The sequence below is a fragment of the Rathayibacter sp. PhB179 genome (genome assembly GCF_004345345.1).
Classification (GTDB): domain Bacteria; phylum Actinomycetota; class Actinomycetes; order Actinomycetales; family Microbacteriaceae; genus Rathayibacter; species Rathayibacter festucae.
In genome coordinates this window covers 38,257-62,968 of the sequence record NZ_SLVD01000004.1, presented here as the reverse complement: position 1 = coordinate 62,968, position 24,712 = coordinate 38,257, and the positions used below count along the sequence as shown (strand labels likewise).

Below are 24,712 nucleotides of genomic sequence, written 5' to 3'. Positions count from 1 at the left end.
GAAGTGGGGGTGATCGTCAGGCTATCCAGTGCAGCCGTGCGCGGGCCGCGAGACACTCCTCCACACCGTCGCCCTCGCCGTGATCCTCCCCCGTCGGCGCAACTCCCGCCCCGGCGGCGGACGAGCGACGCCACCATGGAGTCATGACCCCCTCCTCGCAGCAGCTCGTGTCGGTGGGTGGGCGGCGCCTGCGGCTGACCAACCTCGACAAGGTGGTCTATCCGGAGGCGGGGTTCACCAAGGCCGACGTCCTCTCCTACTACGCGTCCGTCGCCTCCGCGATGCTGCCGCACCTCGCCCGGCGGCCGGTCACCCGCAAGCGCTGGGTCGACGGGGTCGGCACCGCGGAGGAGCCGGGCGAGGTCTTCTTCGAGAAGAACCTGCCCTCCTCCGCGCCCTACTGGCTGAGCCGGACGAAGCTGGCGCACTCCTCGCGCGATGTCGAGTACCCGCTCGTCGACGACGTCGCCGGGCTGACCTGGCTGGCCCAGCAGGCGGCGCTCGAGCTGCACGTGCCGCAGTGGCGGGTCGGCTCGGACGGCGAGCGGCGGCCGCCGGACCGGCTCGTGCTCGACCTCGACCCCGGCGAGGGGGCGGGGCTGGCGGAGTGCGCCGAGGTGGCGTTCCTCGCGCGCGACCTGCTGGAGGGGATGGGGCTCGAGCCGTTCCCGGTGACCAGCGGGAGCAAGGGCATCCATCTCTACTGCCCGCTGGACGCCTCCGCCTCGAGCGATCAGATCTCCTCGGTCGCGCACGAGCTGGCGAAGGTGCTCGAGGCCGACCACCGCGATCTGGTCGTGTCCGACATGAAGAAGACCCTGCGCGAGGGCAAGGTGCTCGTCGACTGGAGTCAGAACAGCGCCGCGAAGACGACCATCGCGCCGTACTCGCTGCGGGGACGACTGCTGCCGCGGGTCGCCGCGCCGCGCTCGTGGGAGGAGATCGGGGCGGCGGATCTGCGGCACCTCGCTCCGGACGAGGTGGTCGAGCGGCTGCGGAGCGACGGCGACCTGCTGCGCCCGGTGCTCGCGTCACGCGGTGCGGGGCTCGAGCCGTCGCCGGAGCGGATGGCGGGCTTCGCGGCGACCGACGCCTCCGCCGACCGGCTGGCCGCCTACCGCAGCATGCGCGACGCCTCGAAGACGCCGGAGCCGGTGCCGTCGCCGGGGGCGGGGATCGCGACGTCGGGCGACACCTTCGTCGTGCAGGAGCACCACGCGCGACGGCTGCACTACGACTTCCGGCTCGAGCACGACGGCGTCCTGGTCAGCTGGGCCGTGCCGAAGGGGCCGCCGCTGGACGGCGATCCGAACCGGCTGGCGGTGCAGACGGAGGACCACCCGCTCGAGTACGCGACCTTCGAGGGCACGATCCCCGCGGGCGAGTACGGCGGCGGCGAGGTGCGGATCTGGGACGAGGGCACCTACGCGCTGGAGAAATGGCGCGAGGGCGAGGAGGTGATCGCGGTGCTGACCGGCCGGCCGGACGGCGGGCTCGGCGGCGAGCCGCGGCGGTACGCGCTGCTGCACACGGGGGCGAAGGGCGGGAAGGGGGACGAGAAGCACTGGCTGCTGCACCTGATGGCGCCGGGGGCCGCGGCGCACGGGGGGAAGGCGCACGGGGGGAAGGCGCACGGGCGCGGGGTCGGGGTGCGGAAGGGCGGGGGGTCCGGCGGGGCGTCGGAGGCCGGAGCGCCGGCACCGTCCGCTGCCGCACCGACCGATCCCGGAGCGCCGCGGTCCTCCGCTGCCGCGCCGACCGCGGAGGCCGCCGCCTTCCGGCCGATGCTCGCGACCGCCGGCCGCGCGGCGGACATCCCCGCGGACTCCGCGATCGAGATGAAGTGGGACGGCTACCGCGCCCTGGTACGGGTGGCGGGCGGAGCCGTGACCCTGACCAGCCGGAACGGCAACGACCTGACGGCCGCGTTCCCCGACCTCCTCGCCCCGATCGCCGAGGCGGCGGCGGTCGACTGCGTGCTCGACGGCGAGATCGTCGCGCTCGACGAGCGCGGCCGGCCCGACTTCGGCCGGCTGCAGACCCGCGGCGGCCTGACCAAGCCGCGCGAGATCGAGGCGGCGGCCCGCGCGACTCCGGTGCACCTGATGCTCTTCGACCTGCTGGCGATCGACGGCACAGAGGCGATCGGCCGCCCCTACGACGAGCGGCGCGCCGCCCTGGAGCAGCTGGCGACCGAGAACGAGCGGGTGCACGTCCCTTCGGTCTTCGACGGCGACCTGGAGGAGGCGATGTCGACGAGCCTCGCCCTCGGCCTGGAGGGTGTCGTCGCCAAGCGCCGGGACGCCGCGTACCGGCCGGGCGTCCGCTCCGGCGACTGGGTGAAGCTCACCCACCACCGCGTGCAGGAGGTGGTGATCGTCGGCTGGCGCGAGGGCGAGGGCGGGCTGGTGGGCTCGGTCGGCTCGTTGCTGACCGCGCTGCCCGGCGACGACGGACTGGTCTACTCCGGCCGGGTGGGCAGCGGCTTCAGCGACCGCGAGCGCCGCGGCCTCGTCGACCGCCTCGCCGAGCACGCCACCGACGAGCCCGCGGTGGCCGTCCCGCCCGCCGAGTCCCGCGGCGTGCACTGGGTCGAGCCCGTCCTCGTCGGCGAGGTCCGCTACCGCGAGCGCACCTCCGGCGGCACCCTCCGCCAGCCCGTCTGGCGCGGCTGGCGCGCCGACAAGTCCGCCGCGGAGGTGCGCCTGGAGTGAGCGGGTGAGTCGCCCGAGATGGCGCGGATCGCGGGCGGATTCGAGCCTTCTCGGGCGACTCGGCGCCCGAGCGGGCGGCGCGGGTCAGTCGAGGCGGACGCCTCGGAGGAGGACGAGGGTGGAGCCGACGGCGACGCCGGTGCCGATGAGGACGCCGCCGGCGCCGGCCGCGGCGGCGATGGTGCCGAGGAGGGTGGGCAGGGCGATCAGGCCCATGCGGTTGCCGGCGAGGCGGAGGGAGAGGGCGCGGCCGTGGCGGTCGGCGGGGGTGCGCTCGATCAGCCAGGACATGGTGATCGGCTGGCCGATGCCGAGCCCGAGACCCAGCAGGGCGACGGCGACGAAGAGCAGCGCGGTCGGAGCGGGCAGGGCGGTGAGGATCAGGCAGACGGCGGAGACGACGATGCCGGCGACCATCACGCGGGTGCGGCCGAAGCGGGAGGTGGTCGCGCCGAGCAGGAGCCGGGAGGCCATCGAGGCGAGGGCGCGGACGGTCAGCAGGGCACCGACCACGCCCGCGGGCAGGCCGCGCTCGGCGCCGAGGGCGGGCAGGTAGACGACGGTCAGGTCGACGGCGGCGACGACGGTCGCGCTGGTGAGCAGGGCGCGGGCGAGGCCGGGGATCCGCAGCAGGCCGAGCGTCGAGCCCTCGGACGGGGCCTCGGCGGCGGCTCGGGGCGCGGGGCGAGCGATCGCGGTGGTGACGGCGAGGAGGAGGACGGCGAGCGCGCCTCCGACGAGGAACAGCGGGGCCGGGTCGGGGCGCACGGCGCTGCCGGCGAAGACGGGGATGAAGGCGGGGCCGATCGCCTGGCCGAGCGAGGCGGCGAAGGTGTAGTAGCCGAAGCGGCTGTCGAGGCGGGTGCCGGCCGCTCCCCCGGCGACCACCGCCTGCTGGCCGACGACGCAGCCGAGGTGGCCGGCGCCGAGCAGCGCGGTCCCGCAGAGCAGGCCGACGAGGCCGCCGCCCGCGAGGAGCAGCAGGCCGGCGGCGGCGATCGTCAGCAGCGAGCCGCAGGCCATCACGAAGCGGGCGCCGACCCGGTCGACGAGGCCGCCGACGGGCAGCGCGATCAGCAGCGGCACCACCGCGAAGGAGGCACCGAGTGCTCCGAGCGCCCAGGCCGGCACGTCGAGCTGGATCGCCTGGTAGACCGCGGCCGGCCGCAGCAGGAAGGCGACGGCCTGGATGAGCACCGCGTGCGTCAGCAGCGCGCCGGTCGAGAGAGCCTGGCGGTCCGGCACGGCGCTCCCTCCCCTCGACGGGCGGTCGCCCGCCGTCCATCCTGGCGCACCGTCGGGCCGGACCCCGCGCGCACGATCGCCGGCCCCGATGCGGTGAGCGAGGAGCCCGTTGGACTGAGTCGCCCGAGAAGGCTCGTTCTTGGGCGAGAGAACGGACCTTCTCGGGCGACTCAGCGCGTGCGGGCTCCCGCGGGCAGAGGGGGGCGGCGATCCGGCACGAACGGCTCCTTCGGCGGCGAGGCAGCAGCCGGTGGTGACGGATGGGGCGACACGGAGGGACGGGCAGGAGCGCGGACGTCGAGAGGTCAGCGGTCGAGCGGCTCCGGGAGCGGCTGGGCGTGCTCCGGCAGGACGCCGAGGTGGTGGCGGCCGCGGAGACGGAACCAGGCGAGGCCGACGGTGACGACCGCGCCGACGACGATGAGGGCGATCCAGCGGAGGGGGCCGTCGCCGTAGACCTCGGTGCGGGGCCAGGCGAGGTTCACGGCCATCGCGGCGCCCCAGAGCACGGCGACGATGTTCACCGGCAGGCCGAGGCGGCCGAGCGAGAAGTAGCCGGTGGGCGCGTCGGCGGTGGGCCAGCGGCCGCGCAGGCGGCGCAGCAGCAGGGGCACGGTGACCAGCAGGTAGGCGAGGTAGATCAGGATGACGGCGACGCTCGTCACGGCGGTGAAGATCTCGGGGGTGCCGATGTTGACGACGAGGATCAGGACGGCCAGCACGCCGATCAGGACGGCCGGGGCGACCGGGGTGCGGCGGCGCGGGTCGACGCGGGCGAGCAGGGCGCTGCCGGGCAGGGCGTTGTCACGGGCCATCGCGAAGACCAGGCGGATGCCGGCGGTGTGCACGGCGAGCGCGCAGACGGTGATCGCGACCACGATGCAGCCGAGGAACACCGAGCCGAGCGGGCCGCCGAGCACCTGCAGGACCACGAGCTGCAGGCCGCCGGACGGGGAGCCGAGTGCGGGGTCGGCGAGGTCGGGGGCGGCGAGGAGGCCGAAGAGGATGATCAGGCCGCCGAGCACGAACGAGGCGGTGATCGCGCGGAGGATCGCGGCGGGGGCGGTGCGCCGCGGATCGACGGTCTCCTCGCCGAGCGAGCCGGCGGTGTCGAAGCCGTACATCACGTAGGCGGAGGCGATCGCGGCGATGAGGAACGCGCCGAGGTAGCCGCCGGGGACGCCCTCGCCGCGGCCGGCCGTCTCGAGGACGACGCTCGGCGGGTTGACCGCATTGGCGGCGAGGACGACGACGAGCAGCACCGCGGCGACCAGCTCGATCAGCACGCCGACGCTGTTGATGCGGGCCATCAGCCGCACACCGATCGCGTTCACGCCGGTCGTGAACGCCACCAGGATCGCGCCCCAGAGCACCGCGCTGACGCCGGCGCTCGTGCCGGTGCCGTCGCCGACGAGCTGGAAGCCCCGCCAGATCTGCGGGAGCGTGCTCTGGTAGGCGAGCACGACGGCGGCGAGCGAGACGACGGAGGCGAGCGCCATGATCCAGCCGGCGAGCCAGCTCACCGTCGGGCCGGCCAGGCGCTTGCTCCAGTTGTAGACGGAGCCGGCGACGGGGTAGCGCGCGGCGAGTTCGGCGAAGCAGAGCGCTACGGCCAGCTGCCCGGCGAACACCATCGGCCAGGACCACCAGTAGGCGGGGCCGCCGTTCGCGTAGCCGAAGGAGAAGAGCTGGAAGGTGCCGGTCAGGATCGAGATGTAGCTGACTCCCGCGGCGAAGCTGCCGAAGCGGCCGATGCCGCGGGTGAGGGTCTGCCGGTAGCCGGACTCGGCCATGCCGTCGTCGGACATCCGCGCCTCCATGCACGGGATCGGGGCGTGCGAGGTCAGGATGGCAGGCCGCGGCGGGACGTGGGGGGCGGGAACACGGATGGGGGTGATCGACGGAGCAGGCAGGGGAGGGTCTCGATACGCCGCTGCGCGGCTACTCGACCAGCGTGAGACGAAGACGCCTCGGCCGCAGGGTCTCGATACGCCGCTGCGCGGCTGCTCGACCAGCATGATCTGACGGCGGGCGGTTCATGCTGATCGAGTAGCCCGCGGAGCGGGCGTATCGAGATCCACCGTGGTCACAAGGCGGGTCTGCAGGCCCGACGGCTGGCGACGGCGGTCTCGATACGCCGCTGCGCGGCTGCTCGACCGGCATGGGACGTGAGCGCGTCAGCTCGTCGAGGGGGTCGGCGGGCCGAAGACGAGGAGGAGCTCGGCGGGGGCGGCGGACTCGTTGGCGACTCCGTGGTGGCTGCCGGCCGGGGCGTAGAGGGCGTCGCCCGCGCGGAGGACGGCGCTCTCGCCGTCGACGGTCATCACGACCTCGCCGAGGACGACCACGTAGAGCTCGTCGGAGCTGTCCGGCGAGCAGCTGCCGGGATCGCCGGAGAGGTGCACGTGCTCGCCCTCGGAGGTGCCCGGCTCGAGGTGGAAGCGCATCACCGAGCTGGGCAGCGCGGTGGTCGCCCGGAAGTAGTACTCCAGGTCGAGCACGCCCGAGCCGCCGTAGAGCGGGCGGCGGCGCGCATCCTCACCGAGTCTCTGGATCTGCACGGGGTCCTCCTCCGAAGTCGGTCCTCACCAGCCTGCCGGACGCGCGGCGCTCAGCCCAGGAGCGGCGCCGCGACCGGCGGCGTCACTCCGAAGGCCGACACGTCCTCGCTGGTCGCACCGTCGAGGGCGAGCTCGGCGAGCACGCGGCCGATGGTCGGCGTGAACTTGAAGGCGTGCCCGGCGCCGAGTCCGACCAGGATGTCGGGGTGCTCGTCGAGCGGGCCGAGGACGAAGCGGCGGTCCGGCGTCAGCGCGTACTGGCAGGTGACGGTGCGCAGCACCTCGCCGGCGGTGGGCACCACGGCGCCGACGAAGCCGGTCAGCTCCTCCAGCAGCTCGGCCGAGGGGACGAAGGTGCGCTCGCGCGGCGCCATCAGGTTGTCGGAGACGTCGCGCGCGGCCTTGATCGTCGGCTCGCCGTAGGTCGGGAAGCCGTAGAAGCAGTGCTCGTCCTCCCAGATCCAGACCGGGAAGCGCTCGCGGTCGAAGGCGCTCGGCTCGGCCGGCGCGAAGTAGCTGACCTGCTCCTGCATCGTGACGAGCGGGATCTCGGCGCCGAGCGGCGCGAGCAGCTCGTTCGTCCAGGCGTCCGCGGCGAGGATCACCTTGCCCGCGAGCACGTCGCTGGCCGCGGTGCGCAGGACGACCCCGTCCTCGCCCGGGAGCAACGCCTCGACCGGCGTGCGGTCGCGGATCACGGCGCCGTGCTGCCGGGCCCGCAGCTGCAGCACGGCGACCGTGCGGGCGGCGTGCACGATGCCGGAGTCGGCGGTGTACACCGTCTGCGTGCCCTCGGGCAGCGAGAACTGCGGCCAGCGCGCGCTGACCTCGGCCGGCGTGAGCAGCTCGAACGGCACTCCGCTCTCGGTGAGGCTCGAGCGGAACGCCTCGGCGGAGTAGGGGCTGCCGACCGGGAAGAAGACCAGCCCGCCGGTGATCGTGACGAGCGACTCGCCCGACTCCGCCTCGAGGTCGGCCCAGTCGAGGTACGCCGACTGCGCGAGCCGGACGTACTCGGGTGCGCCGTAGGAGGTGCGCAGGATGCGCGAGGTGTCGTGCGAGGCGCCGCGCACGTGGCCGAGCTCGAACTGCTCGAACGCGACGACCCGGGCGCCGCGGCGGGCCAGGTGGTAGGCGGCGGCGCTGCCGAGAGCGCCCATTCCGACGACGGCGACGTCGAACTTCTCCATGCTGATGCTTCGCTTCCGTGGATCGGTGAGGGCCGCCGGGATCGACGGCCCGGGTGACAGGGTCAGAGGACCTTGGACAGGAACGCGCGGGTGCGCTCGTGCTGCGGGTCGGCGAGGATCCGCTCGGGCGGCCCCGACTCGACGACGACGCCGCCGTCCATGAAGGTCACCGTGTCGGCGACCTCGCGGGCGAAGCCGATCTCGTGGGTGACGACGATCATCGTCATGCCCTCGGCGGCGAGGTCGCGCATCACGTCGAGCACCTCGCCGACCAGCTCGGGGTCGAGTGCGGAGGTCGGCTCGTCGAAGAGCATCAGGCGGGGTCGCATCGCGAGGGCCCGGGCGATGGCGACCCGCTGCTGCTGACCGCCGGAGAGCGAGCGCGGGTACGCGTCCGCCTTGGCGCCGAGGCCGACCCGGTCGAGCAGCACGCGGGCGCGGGCCGTGGCGTCCGGCACCTTCTCGCGGCGGACCAGGACGGGCGCCTCGATCAGGTTCTCCAGCACGGTGAGGTGCGGGAAGAGGTTGAACTGCTGGAAGACCATGCCGATCTCACTGCGCCGCGTCGCGATCTCGGCGTCGCGCAGCTCGTGCAGACGGCCGTTGTGGCGGCGGTAGCCGACCAGCTCGCCGGCGACGCTGATCGTGCCCGCGTCGATCTTCTCGAGGTGGTTGATGCAGCGGAGGAAGGTGCTCTTGCCCGAGCCGGACGGGCCGAGCAGGCAGGTCACCTCGCCCGGCGCGACGGTCAGGTCGATGCCGCGGATGACCAGGTTGCCGCCGTACTGCTTGTGCACGCCGGTCGCCTGGACCATGGGCGCGATCACAGCGCTCCCTCCCCTCGCGCGGCGGGCCGCGGCCTCGCGCTCGCGAGCAGCGCCCCGAGCGGGGTCGGGCCCTGGACGATCCGGTCGCCGCGGGAGAAGCGCCGCTCGATCATCCGCTGGCCCGCGCTGAGGACCGTGGTGACGAGCAGGTACCAGAGGCTGACGGTGATGAGCAGCGGGATCACCTCGAAGTTGCGGGAGTAGATGGTCTGGGCGGCGAAGAGGATGTCGGGGATCGCGATCACGCTCACCAGCGACGTCGTCTTCAGCATCGAGATCGTCTGGTTGCCGGTCGGCGGGATGATGACCCGCATCGCCTGCGGCAGGACGATCCGGCGGAAGACCTGGGCCCTCCGCAGCCCGAGCGCCTCGGCGGCGTCGACCTGGCCGGGGTCGACCGAGAGCAGGCCCGCGCGGACGATCTCGGACATGTAGGCGCCCTCGTTGAGCCCGAGGCCGAGGATCGCGGCGAGGAACGGGCTGATCAGCACGTTGGTGTCGGCGCTGGCGAAGGTGGGGCCGAACGGGACGCCCAGGCTCAGCTCGGGGTAGAGCGCGGCGAGGTTGAACCAGAAGATCAGCTGCACCAGGAGCGGCGTGCCGCGGAAGAAGGCGACGAACGCGCCCGCCGCCGTGGCGACCACGAGCGTCTGCGACTGCCGGCCGACGGCCATCAGGACGCCGATGACGATGCCGACGACCATCGCGATCACGGTGAGCAGGAGCGTGGTGCCGAGGCCGCGGAGGATCCGCCCGTCGAGGAAGTAGCCGAAGACGCTGCCCCACTCGAAGTTCGGGTTGGTCGCGACCGAGTGGGCGAGCAGCGCCGCCAGCACGAGGATCACGACGGTCGCCGCGCGCCGGCCCCAGTGCCGGACGGGGACCACGGTCTCGGGCGGCGCGGTGGTCGTCGCGCGCTGCTCCACGGCGGTCATCCGCTGATCTGGGCCGGGTCGGTGTAGAGCTCGGCCTGCTCGACCGCGCCGACCTCGACGCCGAAGCGCTCGAGGTTCTCCTGGTAGTCGCCCGTCGTCATCAGGTGCTCGAGGGCGGCCTGGAAGGCGGGGGCCAGCTCGGAGCCGTCCGGGAAGGCGATGCCCCAGGGGCTCGGCTCGAAGTTGACGTCCAGCGCCTCGAGCGCGCCGTCGGACTGCTCGGCCTGGAAGACGGCCGGGGGGACGGCGCTGACCGTCGCGTCGACGCGGCCGGAGCTCAGGGCGAGCACGGCGTCGGCCGCGGTCGGGAAGGTCGAGATCTCGATCGCCGGATCGCCCGCCTCGGTGCAGACGGCGTCCCACTTCGGCAGCGTGATGTCGTTTTCGGTCGAGCCCTTGAGCACGCCGACGGACTGGCCGCAGAGCGTGTCGATCGTCAGATCGAGCGGGTTGCCGCCCTCGACCAGGAGCGTGGTGCCGCCGAGGAAGTCGCTGACGAAGTCGACGGTCTCGAGCCGCTCGGCGGTGACGCCCAGCGCGGCGGCCGCGGCGTCGATCTTGTTCGAGGCCAGCGAGGGGAAGAGCGCATCGAACTTGATGTCCTCGAAGACGACGTCGAGGCCGAGCACCTCGCCGATCAGGCGCATCTCCTCGGGCTGCGAACCCGAGAGCGTGGTGCCGTCGTCCGCGAGGTCGAGCAGGGGCGGATAGCCGGGGCCGCTCGCGATGCGGATCTCGCCGGCCGCGGCGATGTCCTCGGGCACCAGGTCGGCGATGCTCTGCTCGAACAGGGCGCTCGGCTCCGCGTCGGTCGTGGCGGCGGCGTCGGCCGAGCAGCCGGCGAGGAGGGCCGCGGAGGCGAGCACCGCGGTGACGACGGCGGCCCGGCGGGCGGGGTGCGGCGTGGCGCGGGGCGCTGTGCGGGTCGCGGGGCGGGGGACGGTCGGGTTCATGGGACTCCTAGGGCTGTGGGAAGCGTTCGTGGAGCGGGTGACGGCGCGCCGCCGTCGCGCTCGGCGGGCCGTCGTGACCGCCGCCGGGCGAGTGCGATCACTGTAGGAACGGCGGGTTCCGGCGCTGTTACAGTGCGTGCTGGCGGCGATTCGAGCGCCTCGGGATTGACGGTTCTGCAGAGGGGCGGCTCGTGAGCGGACGCGTGACGACGGGCCTGCGGGTGGTGCGGCTGCTCGGCGAGCGGCCGGATCCGACGGCGCCGCTCGGGGTCGGAGTGATCGCCGCCGAGCTCGGCGCGCCGCTCAGCTCGGTCTCGCGGCTGTGCGCGGAGCTGGAGCGGACGGGGCTGATCGAGCGCGGCGCGGACTACGGCAGCTACCGCCTGGGCGCGGTCGCCGTGCGGCTCTCGGGGCGGGCTGCGGCGCCGGTCGCTCGGTCGCTCCGCTTCGCTCTCACGCTCGCCGCGCAGCAGACCGGCGAGACCGTCGTGCTGGCGGCCGGGGCACCCGGGTCGATGCGGGTGATCGGCAGCGTGCTCTCGTCGTGGACCCTGCACTCCCCCGCCGCGGTCGGCGAGCGGATCGACGACGCGGGCAGCGCGATCGCCCGCGCCGCGGATCCGCTGGGCCCGGGCGACGACGCGGTCGCGGAGACGATCGAGGGGCTGCGGGTCGAGATCGCGACGCCGCTACTGACGCCCGCGGGCGAGTGCGCGGCGGTGCTGGCGGTGCGACTGCCGGCGGTGCGGCTGCGCGAGAACGGGCCGCGGATCCGGCGGGCTCTGGCCGTCGCGCGGCGGAGCATCGAGGCGGGGCTGGACGGGTCGCGGGAGGCCGGCGCGGGACACGACACGGCGGACAGCGACGACGCGCTGGTCTCCACCACCCCTTCCGCCGGCGGCTCCGCGCTCCACGCGGTCCTCCCTCTCCTGCAGCACCTCGCCGACGGACCGGACACCGCCGCCGGCGCCGCGCGGGCGACGGGCCTCCGCCGCGACCGCACCGGCCGGCTGCTCGAGGCCTGCGTCGCGGCGGGCGTGGTCGAGCGCGGCGGCGACGGGGAGTTCCGCGTCGCCTGGGTCGTGCACGGCTGGTTCCGGGCGGCGGCCGCTCCGCTGATCGTGTCGCGCGGCGGGCCGCTCGTCGCGGAGGCGGCGCGGAGTCTGCGCGCCTGCGCGTTCGTCACCGTGCTCGCGGGGATGCGCAGTCTCACGCTCGTGGAAGAACTCGAGCTGGCCGGCGACGGCCTCGCGATGATCCCCTGGCTCGGCCGCGCCCACCCGATCGTCGGCTCGGACGGCGGCCCCACCATGCTGATGGACCTCGAGCCGGACGAGCTGACGCAGCTGTTCCCGGCCCGGCACACCCCGCGGGACCTGGCCCGGTTCCTCCGCCGGATGCAGACCGTCCGCCGCGACGGCGTCCTCTCGATGCAGGCCTACGACGACGCCGGCATGGTCTCGATCTCGGCGCCGATCCGCGACGCGAGCGGCGCCGTCGTGGCGGCGGCCTGCCTCGTCGGGATGGCCGACGACGTCACCGCGCGCTCCCGGGAGCTGGAGCGGGCAGCGATCCGGCTGGCGGAGGCGGTCTCGGGCGTCCTGCGCTGAGGGTGGCCGCGTGCGGGCGTGCACAACCAAGGCCGGAAGCCCCGAGAACCGCGAATTCTCGACCGATCGCGCCTTCCAGCCTTGGTTGTGCACGCACCGGTCCTCTGAGGGAGCACGGACCATCGTGTTCTCAGGGCGATGTCCATGCTGATCGAGTGGCCCGCGCAGCGGGCGTCTCGAGCGGAGGGAGCGCCTCGGGCGCCGGCGGAGGGCTGGGAGGAGCACGAAGGGAGGCCGACTCGGCGTGGGCTCGCACGCAGGAGCGCGTCGTCGCCGGGCGAGTGGGAGCGGCTCCCGACGCGAGGGAGCGCACATCGCTCCGCAGGTCAGCGGCTCCGCTCCTGACGCGGGATCTGCGTCAGGTCGATGCCGAGGACGCTCCGGAGCTGCGCGGCGAACGCCCGCTCGAGGTCGGCGCAGACCGGGTCGCCCTCGGCCCAGATCCTCGCGGCCCGGCAGCTCTCCTCGATCCGCTCGGCGGTCGCGGACCGCCACCACTGCGGGTCGGCGGCTGCGGCGAGGAGGGTGCGGGCGTCCTCGACCTCGCGCCGGTAGCGGGCGAGCAGTCCGCGCGTCCTCTCGGGGTCGGCCTTGGCCGCCCAGAGGTTGTCGATGCGGGACTGCAGTTCGGCGTCCCCGACGCGGCAGGCGTGGAGGACCAGCTCGCGCGCGTTCTCGAGCGGCGGGATGCGGGTGTCGTCGAGGCCGGTCACGGTCACGGCCGTTCGCCGGTGATGCGTCGGCCTTCGGGGGGTCGGGGGTCCAGCAGAGTCGTCATCGAGATCCTTCGGCGCGCAGTCGGGGGCGGGGAGCGGCGGGGCTCGGTGACGTGCGTCCGGCCGGCCGCGAGGGAGTGGGGGCTCTCCTGCGGCGGGCGAACGGTGCCCTCGTCGCCACGGCCCTGGGGTCGGCGTCCGCGGGCGGGCGCCCTCTCGTGGGGCCGCGGGGGGATGCGACGACGGCCGACTCCGGATCCGCTCGCCGATGACGCTATCTGAACATCCCTTCAGACTTCGAGGTGTTGACAGGGCCCCCGGATCTGCATGGGTGGACGCGGGTGGGGCTCCGACGCCCGGCCGCACCCCGTTCCGCGTCCAGTCGCGGTGCGTCTCCCGCGCGAATGGACCCGTACCGGGCTCCGGCGCTCTCGGAGCCCCCGCTCCGCGTCCAGTCGACGCGGAGCAGCACGCAGCAGCGCTCACCGAGATGATCCTGCGAGAAGAGAAGGACCCCCGGCGCGTCACGGTTCGCGCCCGGAGAGGCGCACTGGGGGAATTCGCTGAAGCCATGACGGGGCGCCGCCGCTGCCCGAAAGATCACCTTATCAGTATGGCGAAGCCCCTGCTGATCGAGTAGCCCGCGGAGCGGGCGTATCGAGATCCACCAGCGTCAGAAGTCGAGTCTGCAGACCGCCCTGCTGGCGCCGGCGGGTCTCGATACGCCCCTGCGGGGCTACTCGACCCGCATGAAGTGCCGCCGCGTCCGGTCGCCGGCCGGCGCGTCAGCGCGTCGTCGCCATCACGCGCAGGCGGCAGGCCAGCTCCAGGGCGAAGCGGGTGTCCGGGTCCTCGAGGTCCAGGGCCAGCGCCTGCTCGATGCGGCGAACGCGGTAGTTCACGGCGTTCGGGTGCAGCAGCAGCACCTCGCCGGCCCGGGCGAGGGAGTTGCGGTTGCTGAGGTACGCCAGCAGCGTGCGCACGGAGATGGCCGAGCGTTCCGCGCCGAGGGCGTCCAGCGGCGCGAGCACGTCGTCGAGCAGCGCGCGGCTGAGCGGCGACGCGTAGAAGTCGAGCAGCACCCTCCGCAGCCCCGTCACGTCGGTGACCTCGACCGCCCCGAGGCGGCCCGCCGCGACGGCCGAGCCGGCGGTGATCCGCGCCTCCGTCGCCGACTGCCGGAGCCCCGAGGCGCCCGACTGCGGCGTGCCGAGCCCGACCGTGAACGTCCAGCCCTCCCCCGCGACCGCCACGCCGTACGCGATCAGCCGCTCGGCCACGTCCCGCACCCGCCGCTGGTGGTCCGGCGCGCCCGACTCCTCCGACGCCACCACCACCAGGTCGTCGTGGAAGACCGCGAGGTGCCAGACCTCGTCGCGGCCGTCGGTCAGCTGGAAGGCGTTCAGCTCGATCGCCGCGACCAGCGCGGCGGGGAGCCGGCGCTCGGCGTCGTCGCGGTGGCGCGGGGTGATCCAGGCGGCGGCGTGCGCGGAGGCGACCGGCAGCCCGGCCCGCGCGGCGTCGACCGCGAGCGCGTCGATGCGCGAGGACTCCGCCAGCAGCAGCTCGACCACGAGGTCGGCCCGCGAGCGCGCCGGGCCGAAGCGCACCTGCGACTCGCGCTGCAGCGCCCGCGACAGCAGCGCGGCGATCACCGGCAGCGCGATCACCGCCGCGGTCTCCGGCTGCTCGGCGACCAGCCGCCCGACCGCGACCTCGCCGATGCAGACCGCGTCGGGGTCGCTCCAGGTGACGGCCGGGTCCTCGATCATCCGCAGCTCGATCCCGAGCGCCGCCGTCGCCGCGTCGAGCACCGCCGAGCGCGCATCGAGAGGGTCGCCGTCGCAGGCGGCCCGTGCGGCGGCGATCGCCAGCTCCGCCCGGCCGAGCGCCTCGGCCGCCCCGCCGCGCAGCAGCCGGTCGATCGAGACGGCCAGCTCGGAGGGCGGCGCGCTCGCGGTCAGCACCGGCAGCGCCCCGCGGTCGGCCAGCGAGCGCGAGGTCTCGGCCAGCGCCAGCTCGCCGACGAAGAGCAGCGCGGCGACCTCGGCCGCGATCGCCCGCCGGATGACGATGTCGATCTGGTACGCCCGCGGCTGCTCCGCGCCGTGCAGCACGATCACCAGGTGGCCGGGCAGCGCCTGCCCCACGTCCTCGAGCGCGAGCATCTCCACTCCGCTGAGCGAGACGCCCGCCGGGTCGCCCGCGCGGCAGACCATGCCGAACTGCTCGCCGTGCTCGAGGACGTGGAGGAGGGACGTCTGTGCCATGAGCACAATCATGGCCGTTTCCTCATGGTGACGGCACATTCCGCCCACTTGCGCCCCTGGCTAGCCTCGGAGCATGAGCTTCACGCCCCCGGCCGGACCGAGCCCCGTCCGCCTGATCACCCGCGACGACGTCGCTCCCCTGGCCGCCGGCTGCGCGGTCTTCGGCACCGGCGGAGGCGGCTCGGTGCACGGCGCCCAGCTCTCGGTCGAGAACGCGATCGACGCCAACGGCCCGGTGCGCGTGGTCGGCGTCGAGGACCTCGGCCCGGACGACGCGGTCATCATCATGTCCGGGATGGGCGCTCCCTCGGTCGGCATCGAGATGCTCGGCTCGAGCAGCCAGGCGCACACGCTGCTGCGCGAGGTCGAGCGCCTGATCGGCCGCCCGGTCACCACCGTGATGGCGGCCGAGATCGGCGGCAGCAACGGCGTCGCGCCGGTCGGCTGGGCCGCGGAGCTCGGGCTCGCCGTGCTCGACGCGGACGGCATGGGCCGCGCGTTCCCGAAGGCCACCATGATCTCGATGAACGTCGCCGGGCTGCCGAGCGAGTTCGCGGTGATGAGCGACGTGGTCGGCAACGTCACCGTCCTCCGCACCGTCGACATCGCCTGGCTGGAGCGCCACGCCCGCGCCTTCACGGTCGCAGCCGGCGGCATCGCCCTCGGCGCGCACTACCTGCTCACCCACGAGACCGCCCCGGGCGCCGTGATCGAGGGCACCGTCAGCCGCGCGATCCAGGTCGGCCGCCGCCTGCTCGCCTCCGCCGACCCGGTGACCGACATCGCCGAGGAGCTCGGCGCGGCCGTGCTGATCGGCGGCAAGGTGATCGACATCGACCGCAGCACCGAGGGCGGCTTCACCCGCGGCTCCGTCACGATCGACGGCGTCGGCGCCGACCGCAGCCGGATGGTGCGGGTCGAGATCCAGAACGAGAACCTCGTGGTGATCGAGGACGGCGGCGTCCTCGTCAGCGTCCCCGACCTCGTCTCGATCCTCGACTCCGAGACCGGCGAGGCGATCTCGACCGAGATGCTCCGCTTCGGCCAGCGGGTCAGCGTGCTCGCCTGGGCCTGCGATCCGCTCTGGCGGACCCCGCGCGGGATCGAGCTGGCGGGCCCCGCCGCCTTCGACTTCGACTTCGACTACGTGCCGTTCGACGGCGCCGTGGCGGAGGTGGCCCGATGAGCGCCGCACTCCGCGACCTCTCCGTCGGCATCGACGTCGGCGGCACCAACACCGACGCCGTCGTGCTCGACGCCGACGGCGCCGTGACCGCCTGGACCAAGCAGGCCACCACCGAGGACGTCACCGGCGGCATCCGCGCCGCGCTCTCCGCCGTGCTCGGCGAGCTGGGCGCCGACCGCGACCGCGTCTCCCGCGTCATGCTCGGCACCACCCACGCCACCAACGCGATCGTCCGCCGCCGCGACCTCGGCCGCGTCGCCGTGATCCGCCTCGGCGCCCCCGCCTCGACCGAGTTCCCCTCGCTCTCCGGCTGGCCCGCCGACCTCCGCGACACCGTGCTCGCCGGCAGCCTGCTCGCCGGCGGCGGCCACCTGATCGACGGCTACCCCATCTCGCCGCTCGACGTCGACGGCATCCGCCGCTTCCTCGACTCGCTCGAGGGCCGCTTCGACGCGGTCGCCGTCTGCGGGATCTTCAGCCCCTCCTTCCCGGAGCAGGAGCTCGAGGTCGCCGCGCTCGTCGCCGACCACGTCGGCGTGGACCTCCCCGTCTCGCTCAGCCACGAGATCGGCGCGCTCGGCCTGCTCGAGCGCGAGAACGCGACCGTGCTCAACGCCGCGCTGCACGGCATCGCCCGCGACGTGACGCAGGGACTGCTCACCGTCGTCGACGAGGAGCGCCTCGACGCCGCCACCTTCTTCGCCCAGAACGACGGCACGCTGATGGCCGTCGAGTACGCGGCCCGCTACCCGGTGCTCACCATCGGCTCGGGCCCCGCCAACTCGATCCGCGGCGCCGCGTTCCTCTCCGGCGCCGACGACGCGATCATCATCGACATCGGCGGCACCACCAGCGACCTCGGCGTGCTGGTCGACCGCTTCCCCCGCGAGTCGACCCTGCCGCGCGAGATCGGCGGCGTCCGCACCAACTTCCGGATGCCCGACATCCTCAGCGTCGGGATCGGCGGCGGCACGATCGTCGACACGGCCACCGGCGTGCCGACCACCGACTCGGTCGGCTACCGGATCGCCCGCGAGGGCCTGCTCTTCGGCGGCGCGACCGCGACCCTCACCGACGCCGCCGCGATGCAGCTGCCCGGGATGATCCCCGGCAGGGCCCTCCCCGCGCTGGATCGCGCCACCCGCTCCGCCCTCGGCAACGCCCTCGCCGTGGCGCAGGACCGGATCGAGTCGGCCGTCGAGCGGATGTCGCTCGGCCGCGTCGGCCTGCCGCTCGTGGTCGTCGGCGGCGGCGGCTTCCTGGTCCCGGACCACGTGCACGGCGCGAGCGAGGTGCTCCGCCCCGACCGCGGCAACGTGGCCAACGCCGTCGGCGCCGCGATCGCCCTGGCCGGCGGCCGCGCCGACCAGCTGTGCGACCACGTCGACCGCGCCGCCGCGATCGAGGCGGCCGGCCGGATCGCGATCGAGCGCGCGATCCAGGCCGGCGCCGATCCGCGGCTCGTCGAGATCGTCGACGTGCTCGAGACGCCGCTGTCCTACTCGGCCAGCGCGTCGCTCAAAGTCTCCGTGAAGGCCGCGGGCCCGCTGGCCCTGATCGGGAGTCCTGCACCACTCGCCCTGCATTCCCCGAAGGACGCATCATGACCCGTTCTCCCCGCACCACAGCGCTCCGAGTCCCGGCCGTCGCCGCGGGCTCGCTGGTGGCGATGCTCGCCCTGAGCGCCTGCTCGGCCCCCGCCGGCGGCTCCGCGGCCGGCGCCGATCCCGTCTCGGGCGGCACCTTCTCCCTCGCGATCAACGACGACCCGGGCAGCCTCAACCCGTTCACCGGCGTCTCGCTCGTGCAGCGCGCGATGGTTACCTTCGGCTACGACTCGCTGGCCTACACGACCCCCGAGGGCGAGGTCGTGCCCTTCCTCGCCGAGAGCTGGGAGAGCACGCCCACCTCGATCTCGTACACGCTGAAGGACGGCATCACCTGCGCCGACGGCACCCCCTTCACCGCCGAGACGGCCGCGGCGAACTTCGCCTACCAGGCGAACGCCGACAACGGCACGTTCTGGTTCGGCTCGAGCGTCACCGCCGACATGACGGCGACCGCGGAGGGGAACGTCGTCACCGTCACCTCGACGGCGAACAACCCGTTCCTGCTCCAGGGCACCGGCAGCATCGAGATGGTCTGCCAGGCCGGCCTCGACGACCCGTCGACCCTGACCGACACCACCAACGGCACCGCGCTCTACGCGCTGACCGCGTCGAGCCCCGGCTCCGACTACACCTACACCAAGCGCGACGACTACACCTGGGGCCCGGACGACGTCACCAGCGACACCGAGGGCCTGCCCGACGAGATCGAGGCGCGGGTGATCACCGACGAGGCGACCGCCGCGAACCTGCTGATCTCGGGCGAGCTCAACGCCGCCTCCGTCATCGGCGCCGACCGCCAGCGCCTCGACGCGGCGGGCCTGGACACCGAGGGCGTGCTCAACCCGATCGGCGAGATGCTCTTCAACGAGCGCGCCGACCGCCCCACCGCCGACGTCCGCGTCCGCCAGGCGCTGACCCTCTCGCTCGACCGCGACGCCGTGGGCGAGCTGGTCACCGACGGCAACGCCGTCGACTCGGTCTCGCTGGTCAACCAGATCCCGCTCACCTGCGTCGCCGGCGGCCCGGAGTGGACGCTGCCCGACACCGACGTGGACGCCGCCGGCGAGCTGCTCGACGAGGCCGGCTACCCGCTCGGCTCCGACGGACTGCGCGCGAAGGACGGCGAGCCGCTGACCATCCGCTTCCTCTACGACGCCGGAACGCCCTCGCACGGCGCCGCCGCCGAGGAGGTCCAGCAGGAGTGGAACGAGCTCGGCATCACGACCGACCTGGTCGCCGAGGACTCGGCCGGCTGGTCGACCGACCTCTACCAGAGCTACGACTGGGACACCGGCTTCATCCAGCTCGCCCCCTCGAGCCCCGTGGTGCTGAGCCTGTTCTTCCTCGGCGAGACGAGCGAGAACGGCGGCTACAACTTCATGGGAGTCTCGAACCCCGAGTACAACGCCCTCGCGACGCAGGCGCTCAGCGCCGGCACCGCCGACGAGGCCTGCGGTGTCTGGAAGCAGGCCGAGGCCGAGCTGATCGAGCGGGTCGACGTCTTCCCGCTCGCCGAGACGGAGTCGCCGATGTACGTCAAGGGTGCGACCCTCGAGCGTCCCGGCACCGTCGCTCCCACCACGATCCGGATGCAGGGCTGACCATGACGATCCCCTCGGTGCGACCCACGGCCCCGCTGTCACCGGCCTCCCCGCCGAGCGCGCCCGCGGCCGGTCCGCGCCGGGGGGATCGTCTGCTCGGCGTGGTCGGCTCCCCGCGCCTCGCCTTCCTGCTCAAGCGGTTCGCCCGCGCGGCGGTCTCGCTGGTGATCGTGCTGATCGCCTCCTTCTTCATGGTCCACTTCGTGCCCGGCGACCCGGTGCGCGCGGCCCTCGGCCCGACGGCGCCGGCCGAGACCGTGGCGGTGCTGCGGAGCACCCTCGGCCTCGACCTGCCGATCGGCCAGCAGTTCGCGAACTACCTCGGCGGGCTGCTCCGGGGCGACCTCGGCACCTCGATCAGCACGCAGCGCCCGGTCGGCAGCACGCTGGCCGAGCGGCTGCCCGCCACGCTGATGCTCTCGGTCGTCGCCTTCGCGGTCGCCGCGCTCGGCGCGTTCCCGATCGGCGTCGCCACGGCGGTCTCGGCCCGCGCCGGCAAGCACCGCACGCTCGACCTCGGCGTCTCGGGACTGCTCGGCGTCGTGATCGCGATCCCCAACTTCCTGCTCGCGGTCGTGCTGATCTGGCTGTTCAGCATCGTCGTGCCGCTCGCGCCGTCCGCGGGCTGGGGCGGCCCGGAGTACGCGGTGCTGCCGGTGCTCGCCCTCGCCATCGGCCCGCTCGCCTACCTCGCGCGCATCGTGCACGTCGAGATGGTGCGGGTGCTGGAGGCGCCGTACCTCACCACCGCGCGCAGCAAGCGGCTGCCGGGGCACCTGCTCTACCTCCGGCACGCGCTGCCCAACATCGTCACGGCGACGCTGACCGCGGGCGGAGTGGTGCTCACCGGCCTCGTCGCCGGCACGGTGCTGATCGAGACGGTCTTCGTCATCCCGGGCATCGGATCGACGATCGTCTCGTCGATCACCACCAAGGACTACCCGCTGATCCAGGGCATCGTGCTGATGTACGCCGTCCTGGTCCTCGCCGCCAACCTCGTCATCGACCTGCTGCTCGCCGCGCTCGACCCGCGGTCGGCCATCGCGGAGGCCTGAGCCATGAGCACTGCATCCCGTTCCGCCCGCCCGTCCCTCGCCCACCGGCTGCCGGAGTCGCTGCGCACCCCGCAGGGTGTCGCGGCCGCCGTCGGCCTCGTCCTGGTGATCCTCGCGACGGTCCTCGGCCCGATCCTCTTCGGCGATCTCGCCACCGAGCGCTCGATCGCCGACCGCCAGCAGGGCGCGAGCCTCGCGCACCCCTTCGGCACCGACGACCTCGGCCGCGACCTCCTCGCCCGCGTCGTCGTCGCCACCCGGGTCTCGGTGCTGCTCACCCTCGGCGCGACCGGCATCTCGGTCGTCGGCGGCGTGCTGCTCGGCGTCGTCGCGGTGCTGCTGCCCCGCCTGCTGCAGCGGCTGATCGCCGGCCTCATCGACATCCTGCTGTCCTTCCCCTGGCTGCTGCTCGCGCTGTTCTTCTCGGTGATCTGGGGCACGACCGCGGTCGGCGCGATGCTCGCCGTCGGCTTCGCCGGCATCCCGGTCTTCGCGCGGCTCACCAGCACGCTCGCGGCCTCGGTGTCGTCGAGCGACTACGTGCGCGCCGCCGGGATGCTCGGCAGCCGGCCGCTGCGCACGACCGCCCGGCACGTGGTGCCGAACATCCTGCCGCCGCTGCTGGTCAACTCCGCCGCGCACGCCTCCGTCACGCTGCTCTCCTTCGCCGCGCTGTCCTTCCTCGGCCTCGGCGTCCAGGCGCCCGAGTACGACTGGGGCCGGCTGCTCAACGAGGGCGCGAAGCGGATCTACGTCGATCCGATGGCCGCGATCGGCCCCGGCATCGCCGTGGTGCTGGTCGGCGTCGTCTTCGCCCTGCTCGGCGAGGTGTTCAGCGAGTCGTCCTCGCGCCGCCGCCCGGTCAAGGCCGTGAAGCGCCGGCGCTCGGACGAGGTCGTCGCCGCGGTCACGGACGACATGCCCGTCGTCGAGATGTCGGGGCTGCGCGTGGCGTTCCCCGGCCGCGACGGCGCGATGACCGAGCGCGTGCACGGCGTCGACCTGACGATCCTGCCCGGCGAGACCGTCGGCATCGTCGGCGAGAGTGGCTCGGGCAAGTCGGTCACGGCGAGCGCCGTCGCCGGACTGCTCGGCCCTGACGCGCTGGTCACCAGCGAGCAGCTCGTCTTCCGCGGCATCGACATGACCGCGGTGCCCAACGCCGGCGAGCGCCGCCGCCTCGGCCTCGAGCAGGCGATGATCTTCCAGGACCCGCTGACCTCGCTCAACCCGGCGCTCACCATCGGCCGCCAGCTGCGCGAGGCGAGCGAGGTGCACGCCCGCACCCCGCGCGCCGAGTCGCTGCGCCGCGCGATCGACAAGCTGAACCTGGTGCGCATCCCGGACGCCGAGAAGCGCGTCGGCCGGCTGCCGCACGAGTTCTCCGGCGGCATGCGGCAGCGGGCGATGATCGCGATGGGCCTGATGGGCACGCCGCGGCTGCTGATCGCGGACGAGCCGACCACCGCGCTCGACGTCACCGTGCAGCGGCAGGTGATGCAGGCGCTGCGCGAGGCGCAGACCGCGACCGGAGCGGCGATCCTCTTCATCTCGCACGACATCGCGCTGGTCAGCGGCTTCTGCGACCGGATCGTGGTGATGCGCGACGGTCGCGTGGTCGAGGAGATCGCCGCGGACCGCCTCGACGAGGCACGGCACCCGTACACGCGCGGGCTGATCGCCTGCGTGCCGGACATGGCGACCGACCGGAGCGCGGCGCTCCCGGTGATCGCGGCGATCGACGAGGAGCCGCCTTCCGCCGACCGGACCGCCCACGACGAGCCCGCCCACGACCTGACCGCCCACGACCAGGAGGCACTGACCGCATGAGCGAGCTGCGCTACGAGGCGGTGACCGTGCGCTTCGGCCACGGCCGCTCGGCGACCACGGCCGTCGACGCCGTGGATCTCACGGTCCGGCCCGGCACCACCCACGGACTGGTCGGCGAGTCCGGCTCCGGCAAGTCGACGGTCGCGCGGGTCGCGGTCGGCCTCACCCCGCTGCACTCCGGCCGGATCCTGCTCGACGGCGTCGACATCACCAGCCGCGAGCCGTCGGCCCGGGCCGCCCGCCGCCGGGTGCAGATGGTGTTCCAGGACCCGCTGTCCGCACTCGACCCGCGGATGAGCGTCGGCGCCTCGATCGCCGAGGGACTGCTCGCGACCGGCCGGCGCCACTCCGCCGCCGCCCGCGACGACCGGGTCCGCGAGCTGCTCGACCTGGTGCACATCGACCCGGCGCGCGCCGACGACCGCCCGACCGCCTTCTCCGGCGGGCAGCGCCAGCGGATCACGATCGCCCGGGCGCTGGCCGCCGAGCCGCAGGTGCTGATCGCCGACGAGATCACCTCGGCGCTCGACGTCTCGGTACAGGGCGTGGTGCTCAACCTCCTCCGGGAGCTGCAGCAGAGACTCGACCTCACGATGCTCTTCATCTCGCACAACCTCGCCGTCGTCCGCTACGTCAGCGACGAGGTCTCGGTGATGCGCGGCGGGCGCCTCGTCGAGCACGGCACGACCGACACCGTGCTGTCCGATCCCGCCGACCCGTACACGAGGCAGCTGCTCCGGGCCGTGCCCGTGATGGGCCGGCCTCTCGACCTGGAGGACGCATGACCGAGCTCCTGATCCGCTCCGCTCGCTTCGCGGGGCAGGACGCCCCCGCCGACCTGCTGCTGCGCGACGGCCTGATCGCCGAGATCGCCCCGGCCGGCACGCTGCCGGGCAGCACCGAGGCGCTCGACGCCGACGGCCGCTTCCTCGCGCCCGGCTTCTGGGACGCGCACGTGCACTTCACCCAGTGGGTGGTGCGGAGGCAGCGGGTCGACCTCGCCCCCGCGGCGAGCGCCGCCGAGGCCGTGGCGATCATGCGCGCGGCGCTGCCGGTGCGCGAGGACGCCGTGCTGATCGGCTACGGCTTCCGCGACGGCCTCTGGACGGACGCGCCGACCCGCGCCGCCCTCGACGCGATCGCGCCCGACCGCCCGCTCGTCCTGATCAGCGGCGACCTGCACTGCGGCTGGCTCAACAGCGCGGCCGGCCGGCGCTTCGGCCTGTCGATCCCGGAGGACGGGGTGCTGCGCGAGACGGAGTGGATCGGCACGCTCGACCTGATCGACGCCGTCGGCCTGCCCTCCGTCGCCGCCTACCGCGAGACCGCCGCGGCCGCCGCGGCCCGGGGAGTCGTGGGGATCGTCGAGTTCGAGAACGCCGACAACTCCCGCGCCTGGCCGGCCCGCATCGCGGAGGGCGTCACGTCCCTGCGCGTCGAGACCTCGGTCTGGCCCGACCGGCTCGACGACGCGATCGCCCGCGGGCTGCGCACCGGCGACGCCCTCGATCCGGCCGGCCTCGCCCGGATGGGCCGCCTCAAGATCGTCGTCGACGGCTCGCTGAACACCCGCACCGCCTACTGCTTCGACCCCTACCCCGGGATCGCCGCCGACCACCCGCACCCCTGCGGCGTGCTGAGCGTCGCGCCCGAGGAGGTGGAGGGCCTGCTGGTCCGCGCCCGCGACGCCGGCATTCTCCCGGCCGTGCACGCCATCGGCGACCGCGCGAACGCCGAGGTGCTCGACGTCTTCGAGCGGCTCGGCCTCGCGGGCACGATCGAGCACGCCCAGCTCGTCGCGGCCGAGGACTTCGCGCGCTTCGGCCGCCTCGGGCTCGTCGCGAGCGTGCAGCCGGAGCACGCGATGGACGACCGCGACGTCGCGGACCGGCACTGGGCCGGCCGCACCGACCGCTCCTTCGCCTTCGCCTCGCTGCACGCCGCCGGCGCGAGCCTCGCCCTCGGCTCCGACGCGCCCGTCGCCCCGCTCGACCCGTGGATCTCGCTCGCCGCCGCCGTCAGCCGCCGCCGCGACGGCCGCGAGGCCTGGCACCCGGCCGAGCGGCTGCCGTTCGACGTCGCGCTCGCGGCGAGCACCCGCGGGGCGACCGTCGCCGTGGGAGCCGCGGCCGACCTCGTGCTGCTCGACCGCGACCCGGCGACCGCCGACGACGCGGAGCTGCGCACGACACCCGTCGCGGCGACCCTCCTCGGCGGCCGGCCGACCTGGTCCGCGCTCTGACGGACTCTCCTCCACAGGGCCGTGCCGGACCGATGTCCTCCACAGGCCGACTCTCCTCCACAGGCCGCGCAGACCCGGCCGTTCTCCACAGGACACCTCTCCTCCACAGGCCGCGCAGGCCGCCCGTTCTCCACAGCCACTCGCTCCTCCCCGACAGGACCCTCCCG

The 24,712-nt window shown here is 74.1% G+C and carries 18 protein-coding genes; 9 read left to right on the top strand and 9 right to left on the bottom strand.

The window, feature by feature from the left end; genetic code table 11:
• The first annotated feature begins 143 nt into the window (after positions 1-143).
• On the top strand, positions 144-2,714 hold the full coding sequence (locus EDF43_RS09920; protein ID WP_132436544.1) for an ATP-dependent DNA ligase: 2,571 nt from the start codon (positions 144-146) through the stop codon (positions 2,712-2,714).
• Positions 2,715-2,798: 84 nt separating this feature from the next.
• Here the strand turns inward: EDF43_RS09920 and EDF43_RS09915 are convergent, their stop codons facing one another.
• The 7 genes from EDF43_RS09915 to EDF43_RS09885 all read right to left on the bottom strand — a co-directional run bounded on the left by EDF43_RS09915 (position 2,799) and on the right by EDF43_RS09885 (position 10,425).
• Positions 2,799-3,959 carry an MFS transporter gene (locus EDF43_RS09915; protein WP_132436542.1) on the bottom strand — a complete coding sequence of 387 codons (1,161 nt, stop codon included), beginning with the start codon at positions 3,957-3,959 and terminating at the stop codon, positions 2,799-2,801.
• 305 nt (positions 3,960-4,264) lie between these two features.
• Complete coding sequence (locus EDF43_RS09910; RefSeq protein WP_243582173.1) at positions 4,265-5,767, bottom strand: amino acid permease; 1,503 nt, start codon at positions 5,765-5,767, stop codon at positions 4,265-4,267.
• Between the two features lie 369 nt (positions 5,768-6,136).
• On the bottom strand, positions 6,137-6,520 hold the full coding sequence (locus EDF43_RS09905; protein ID WP_132436538.1) for a cupin domain-containing protein: 384 nt from the start codon (positions 6,518-6,520) through the stop codon (positions 6,137-6,139).
• A 50-nt stretch (positions 6,521-6,570) separates the two neighbouring features.
• Positions 6,571-7,710, bottom strand: coding sequence for an N-methyl-L-tryptophan oxidase (gene solA / locus EDF43_RS09900; protein WP_132436536.1), 1,140 nt, complete (start codon positions 7,708-7,710; stop codon positions 6,571-6,573).
• 62 nt (positions 7,711-7,772) lie between these two features.
• Positions 7,773-8,525: an amino acid ABC transporter ATP-binding protein gene (locus EDF43_RS09895; protein WP_123706281.1), complete on the bottom strand. Its 753-nt coding sequence runs from the start codon at positions 8,523-8,525 to the stop codon at positions 7,773-7,775.
• An 8-nt stretch (positions 8,526-8,533) separates the two neighbouring features.
• Positions 8,534-9,472 carry an amino acid ABC transporter permease gene (locus EDF43_RS09890; RefSeq protein ID WP_132436534.1) on the bottom strand — a complete coding sequence of 313 codons (939 nt, stop codon included), beginning with the start codon at positions 9,470-9,472 and terminating at the stop codon, positions 8,534-8,536.
• Complete coding sequence (locus EDF43_RS09885) at positions 9,469-10,425, bottom strand: ABC transporter substrate-binding protein (RefSeq protein ID WP_132436532.1); 957 nt, start codon at positions 10,423-10,425, stop codon at positions 9,469-9,471. Before EDF43_RS09885 ends, EDF43_RS09890 begins: the two co-directional genes overlap by 4 nt.
• 191 nt (positions 10,426-10,616) lie before the next feature.
• Here EDF43_RS09885 and EDF43_RS09880 point away from each other — a divergent pair, with 191 nt between their 5' ends.
• Complete coding sequence (locus tag EDF43_RS09880) at positions 10,617-12,035, top strand: helix-turn-helix domain-containing protein (RefSeq protein WP_132436530.1); 1,419 nt, start codon at positions 10,617-10,619, stop codon at positions 12,033-12,035.
• 326 nt (positions 12,036-12,361) lie between these two features.
• On the opposite strand, the gene EDF43_RS09875 is transcribed toward EDF43_RS09880, so the two are convergent.
• Both EDF43_RS09875 and EDF43_RS09870 read right to left on the bottom strand, forming a co-directional pair.
• Complete coding sequence (locus tag EDF43_RS09875) at positions 12,362-12,748, bottom strand: hypothetical protein (protein ID WP_132436528.1); 387 nt, start codon at positions 12,746-12,748, stop codon at positions 12,362-12,364.
• 788 nt (positions 12,749-13,536) lie between these two features.
• Positions 13,537-15,021, bottom strand: coding sequence for a PucR family transcriptional regulator (locus EDF43_RS09870; protein ID WP_207901679.1), 1,485 nt, complete (start codon positions 15,019-15,021; stop codon positions 13,537-13,539).
• A 73-nt stretch (positions 15,022-15,094) separates the two neighbouring features.
• Here EDF43_RS09870 and EDF43_RS09865 point away from each other — a divergent pair, with 73 nt between their 5' ends.
• The 7 genes from EDF43_RS09865 to EDF43_RS09835 are packed head-to-tail and all read left to right on the top strand — an operon-like array spanning position 15,095 to position 24,545.
• Positions 15,095-16,207, top strand: coding sequence for a DUF917 domain-containing protein (locus EDF43_RS09865; protein ID WP_207901677.1), 1,113 nt, complete (start codon positions 15,095-15,097; stop codon positions 16,205-16,207).
• The gene (locus EDF43_RS09860) at positions 16,204-17,814 is read left to right on the top strand and encodes a hydantoinase/oxoprolinase family protein (RefSeq protein WP_132436526.1); all 1,611 of its coding nucleotides are present in this window, start codon (positions 16,204-16,206) and stop codon (positions 17,812-17,814) included. The genes EDF43_RS09865 and EDF43_RS09860 overlap by 4 nt, the downstream gene beginning before the upstream one ends.
• The gene (locus tag EDF43_RS09855; RefSeq protein ID WP_132436524.1) at positions 17,811-19,418 is read left to right on the top strand and encodes an ABC transporter substrate-binding protein; all 1,608 of its coding nucleotides are present in this window, start codon (positions 17,811-17,813) and stop codon (positions 19,416-19,418) included. The genes EDF43_RS09860 and EDF43_RS09855 overlap by 4 nt, the downstream gene beginning before the upstream one ends.
• Positions 19,419-19,435: 17 nt before the next feature.
• Complete coding sequence (locus EDF43_RS09850; protein ID WP_207901675.1) at positions 19,436-20,473, top strand: ABC transporter permease; 1,038 nt, start codon at positions 19,436-19,438, stop codon at positions 20,471-20,473.
• Between the two features lie 3 nt (positions 20,474-20,476).
• Complete coding sequence (locus EDF43_RS09845) at positions 20,477-22,303, top strand: dipeptide/oligopeptide/nickel ABC transporter permease/ATP-binding protein (RefSeq protein ID WP_132436522.1); 1,827 nt, start codon at positions 20,477-20,479, stop codon at positions 22,301-22,303.
• Positions 22,300-23,088: an ATP-binding cassette domain-containing protein gene (locus EDF43_RS09840; RefSeq protein WP_123448029.1), complete on the top strand. Its 789-nt coding sequence runs from the start codon at positions 22,300-22,302 to the stop codon at positions 23,086-23,088. The genes EDF43_RS09845 and EDF43_RS09840 overlap by 4 nt, the downstream gene beginning before the upstream one ends.
• Positions 23,085-24,545, top strand: coding sequence for an amidohydrolase family protein (locus EDF43_RS09835; protein ID WP_132436520.1), 1,461 nt, complete (start codon positions 23,085-23,087; stop codon positions 24,543-24,545). The genes EDF43_RS09840 and EDF43_RS09835 overlap by 4 nt, the downstream gene beginning before the upstream one ends.
• Positions 24,546-24,712: the final 167 nt, after the last annotated feature.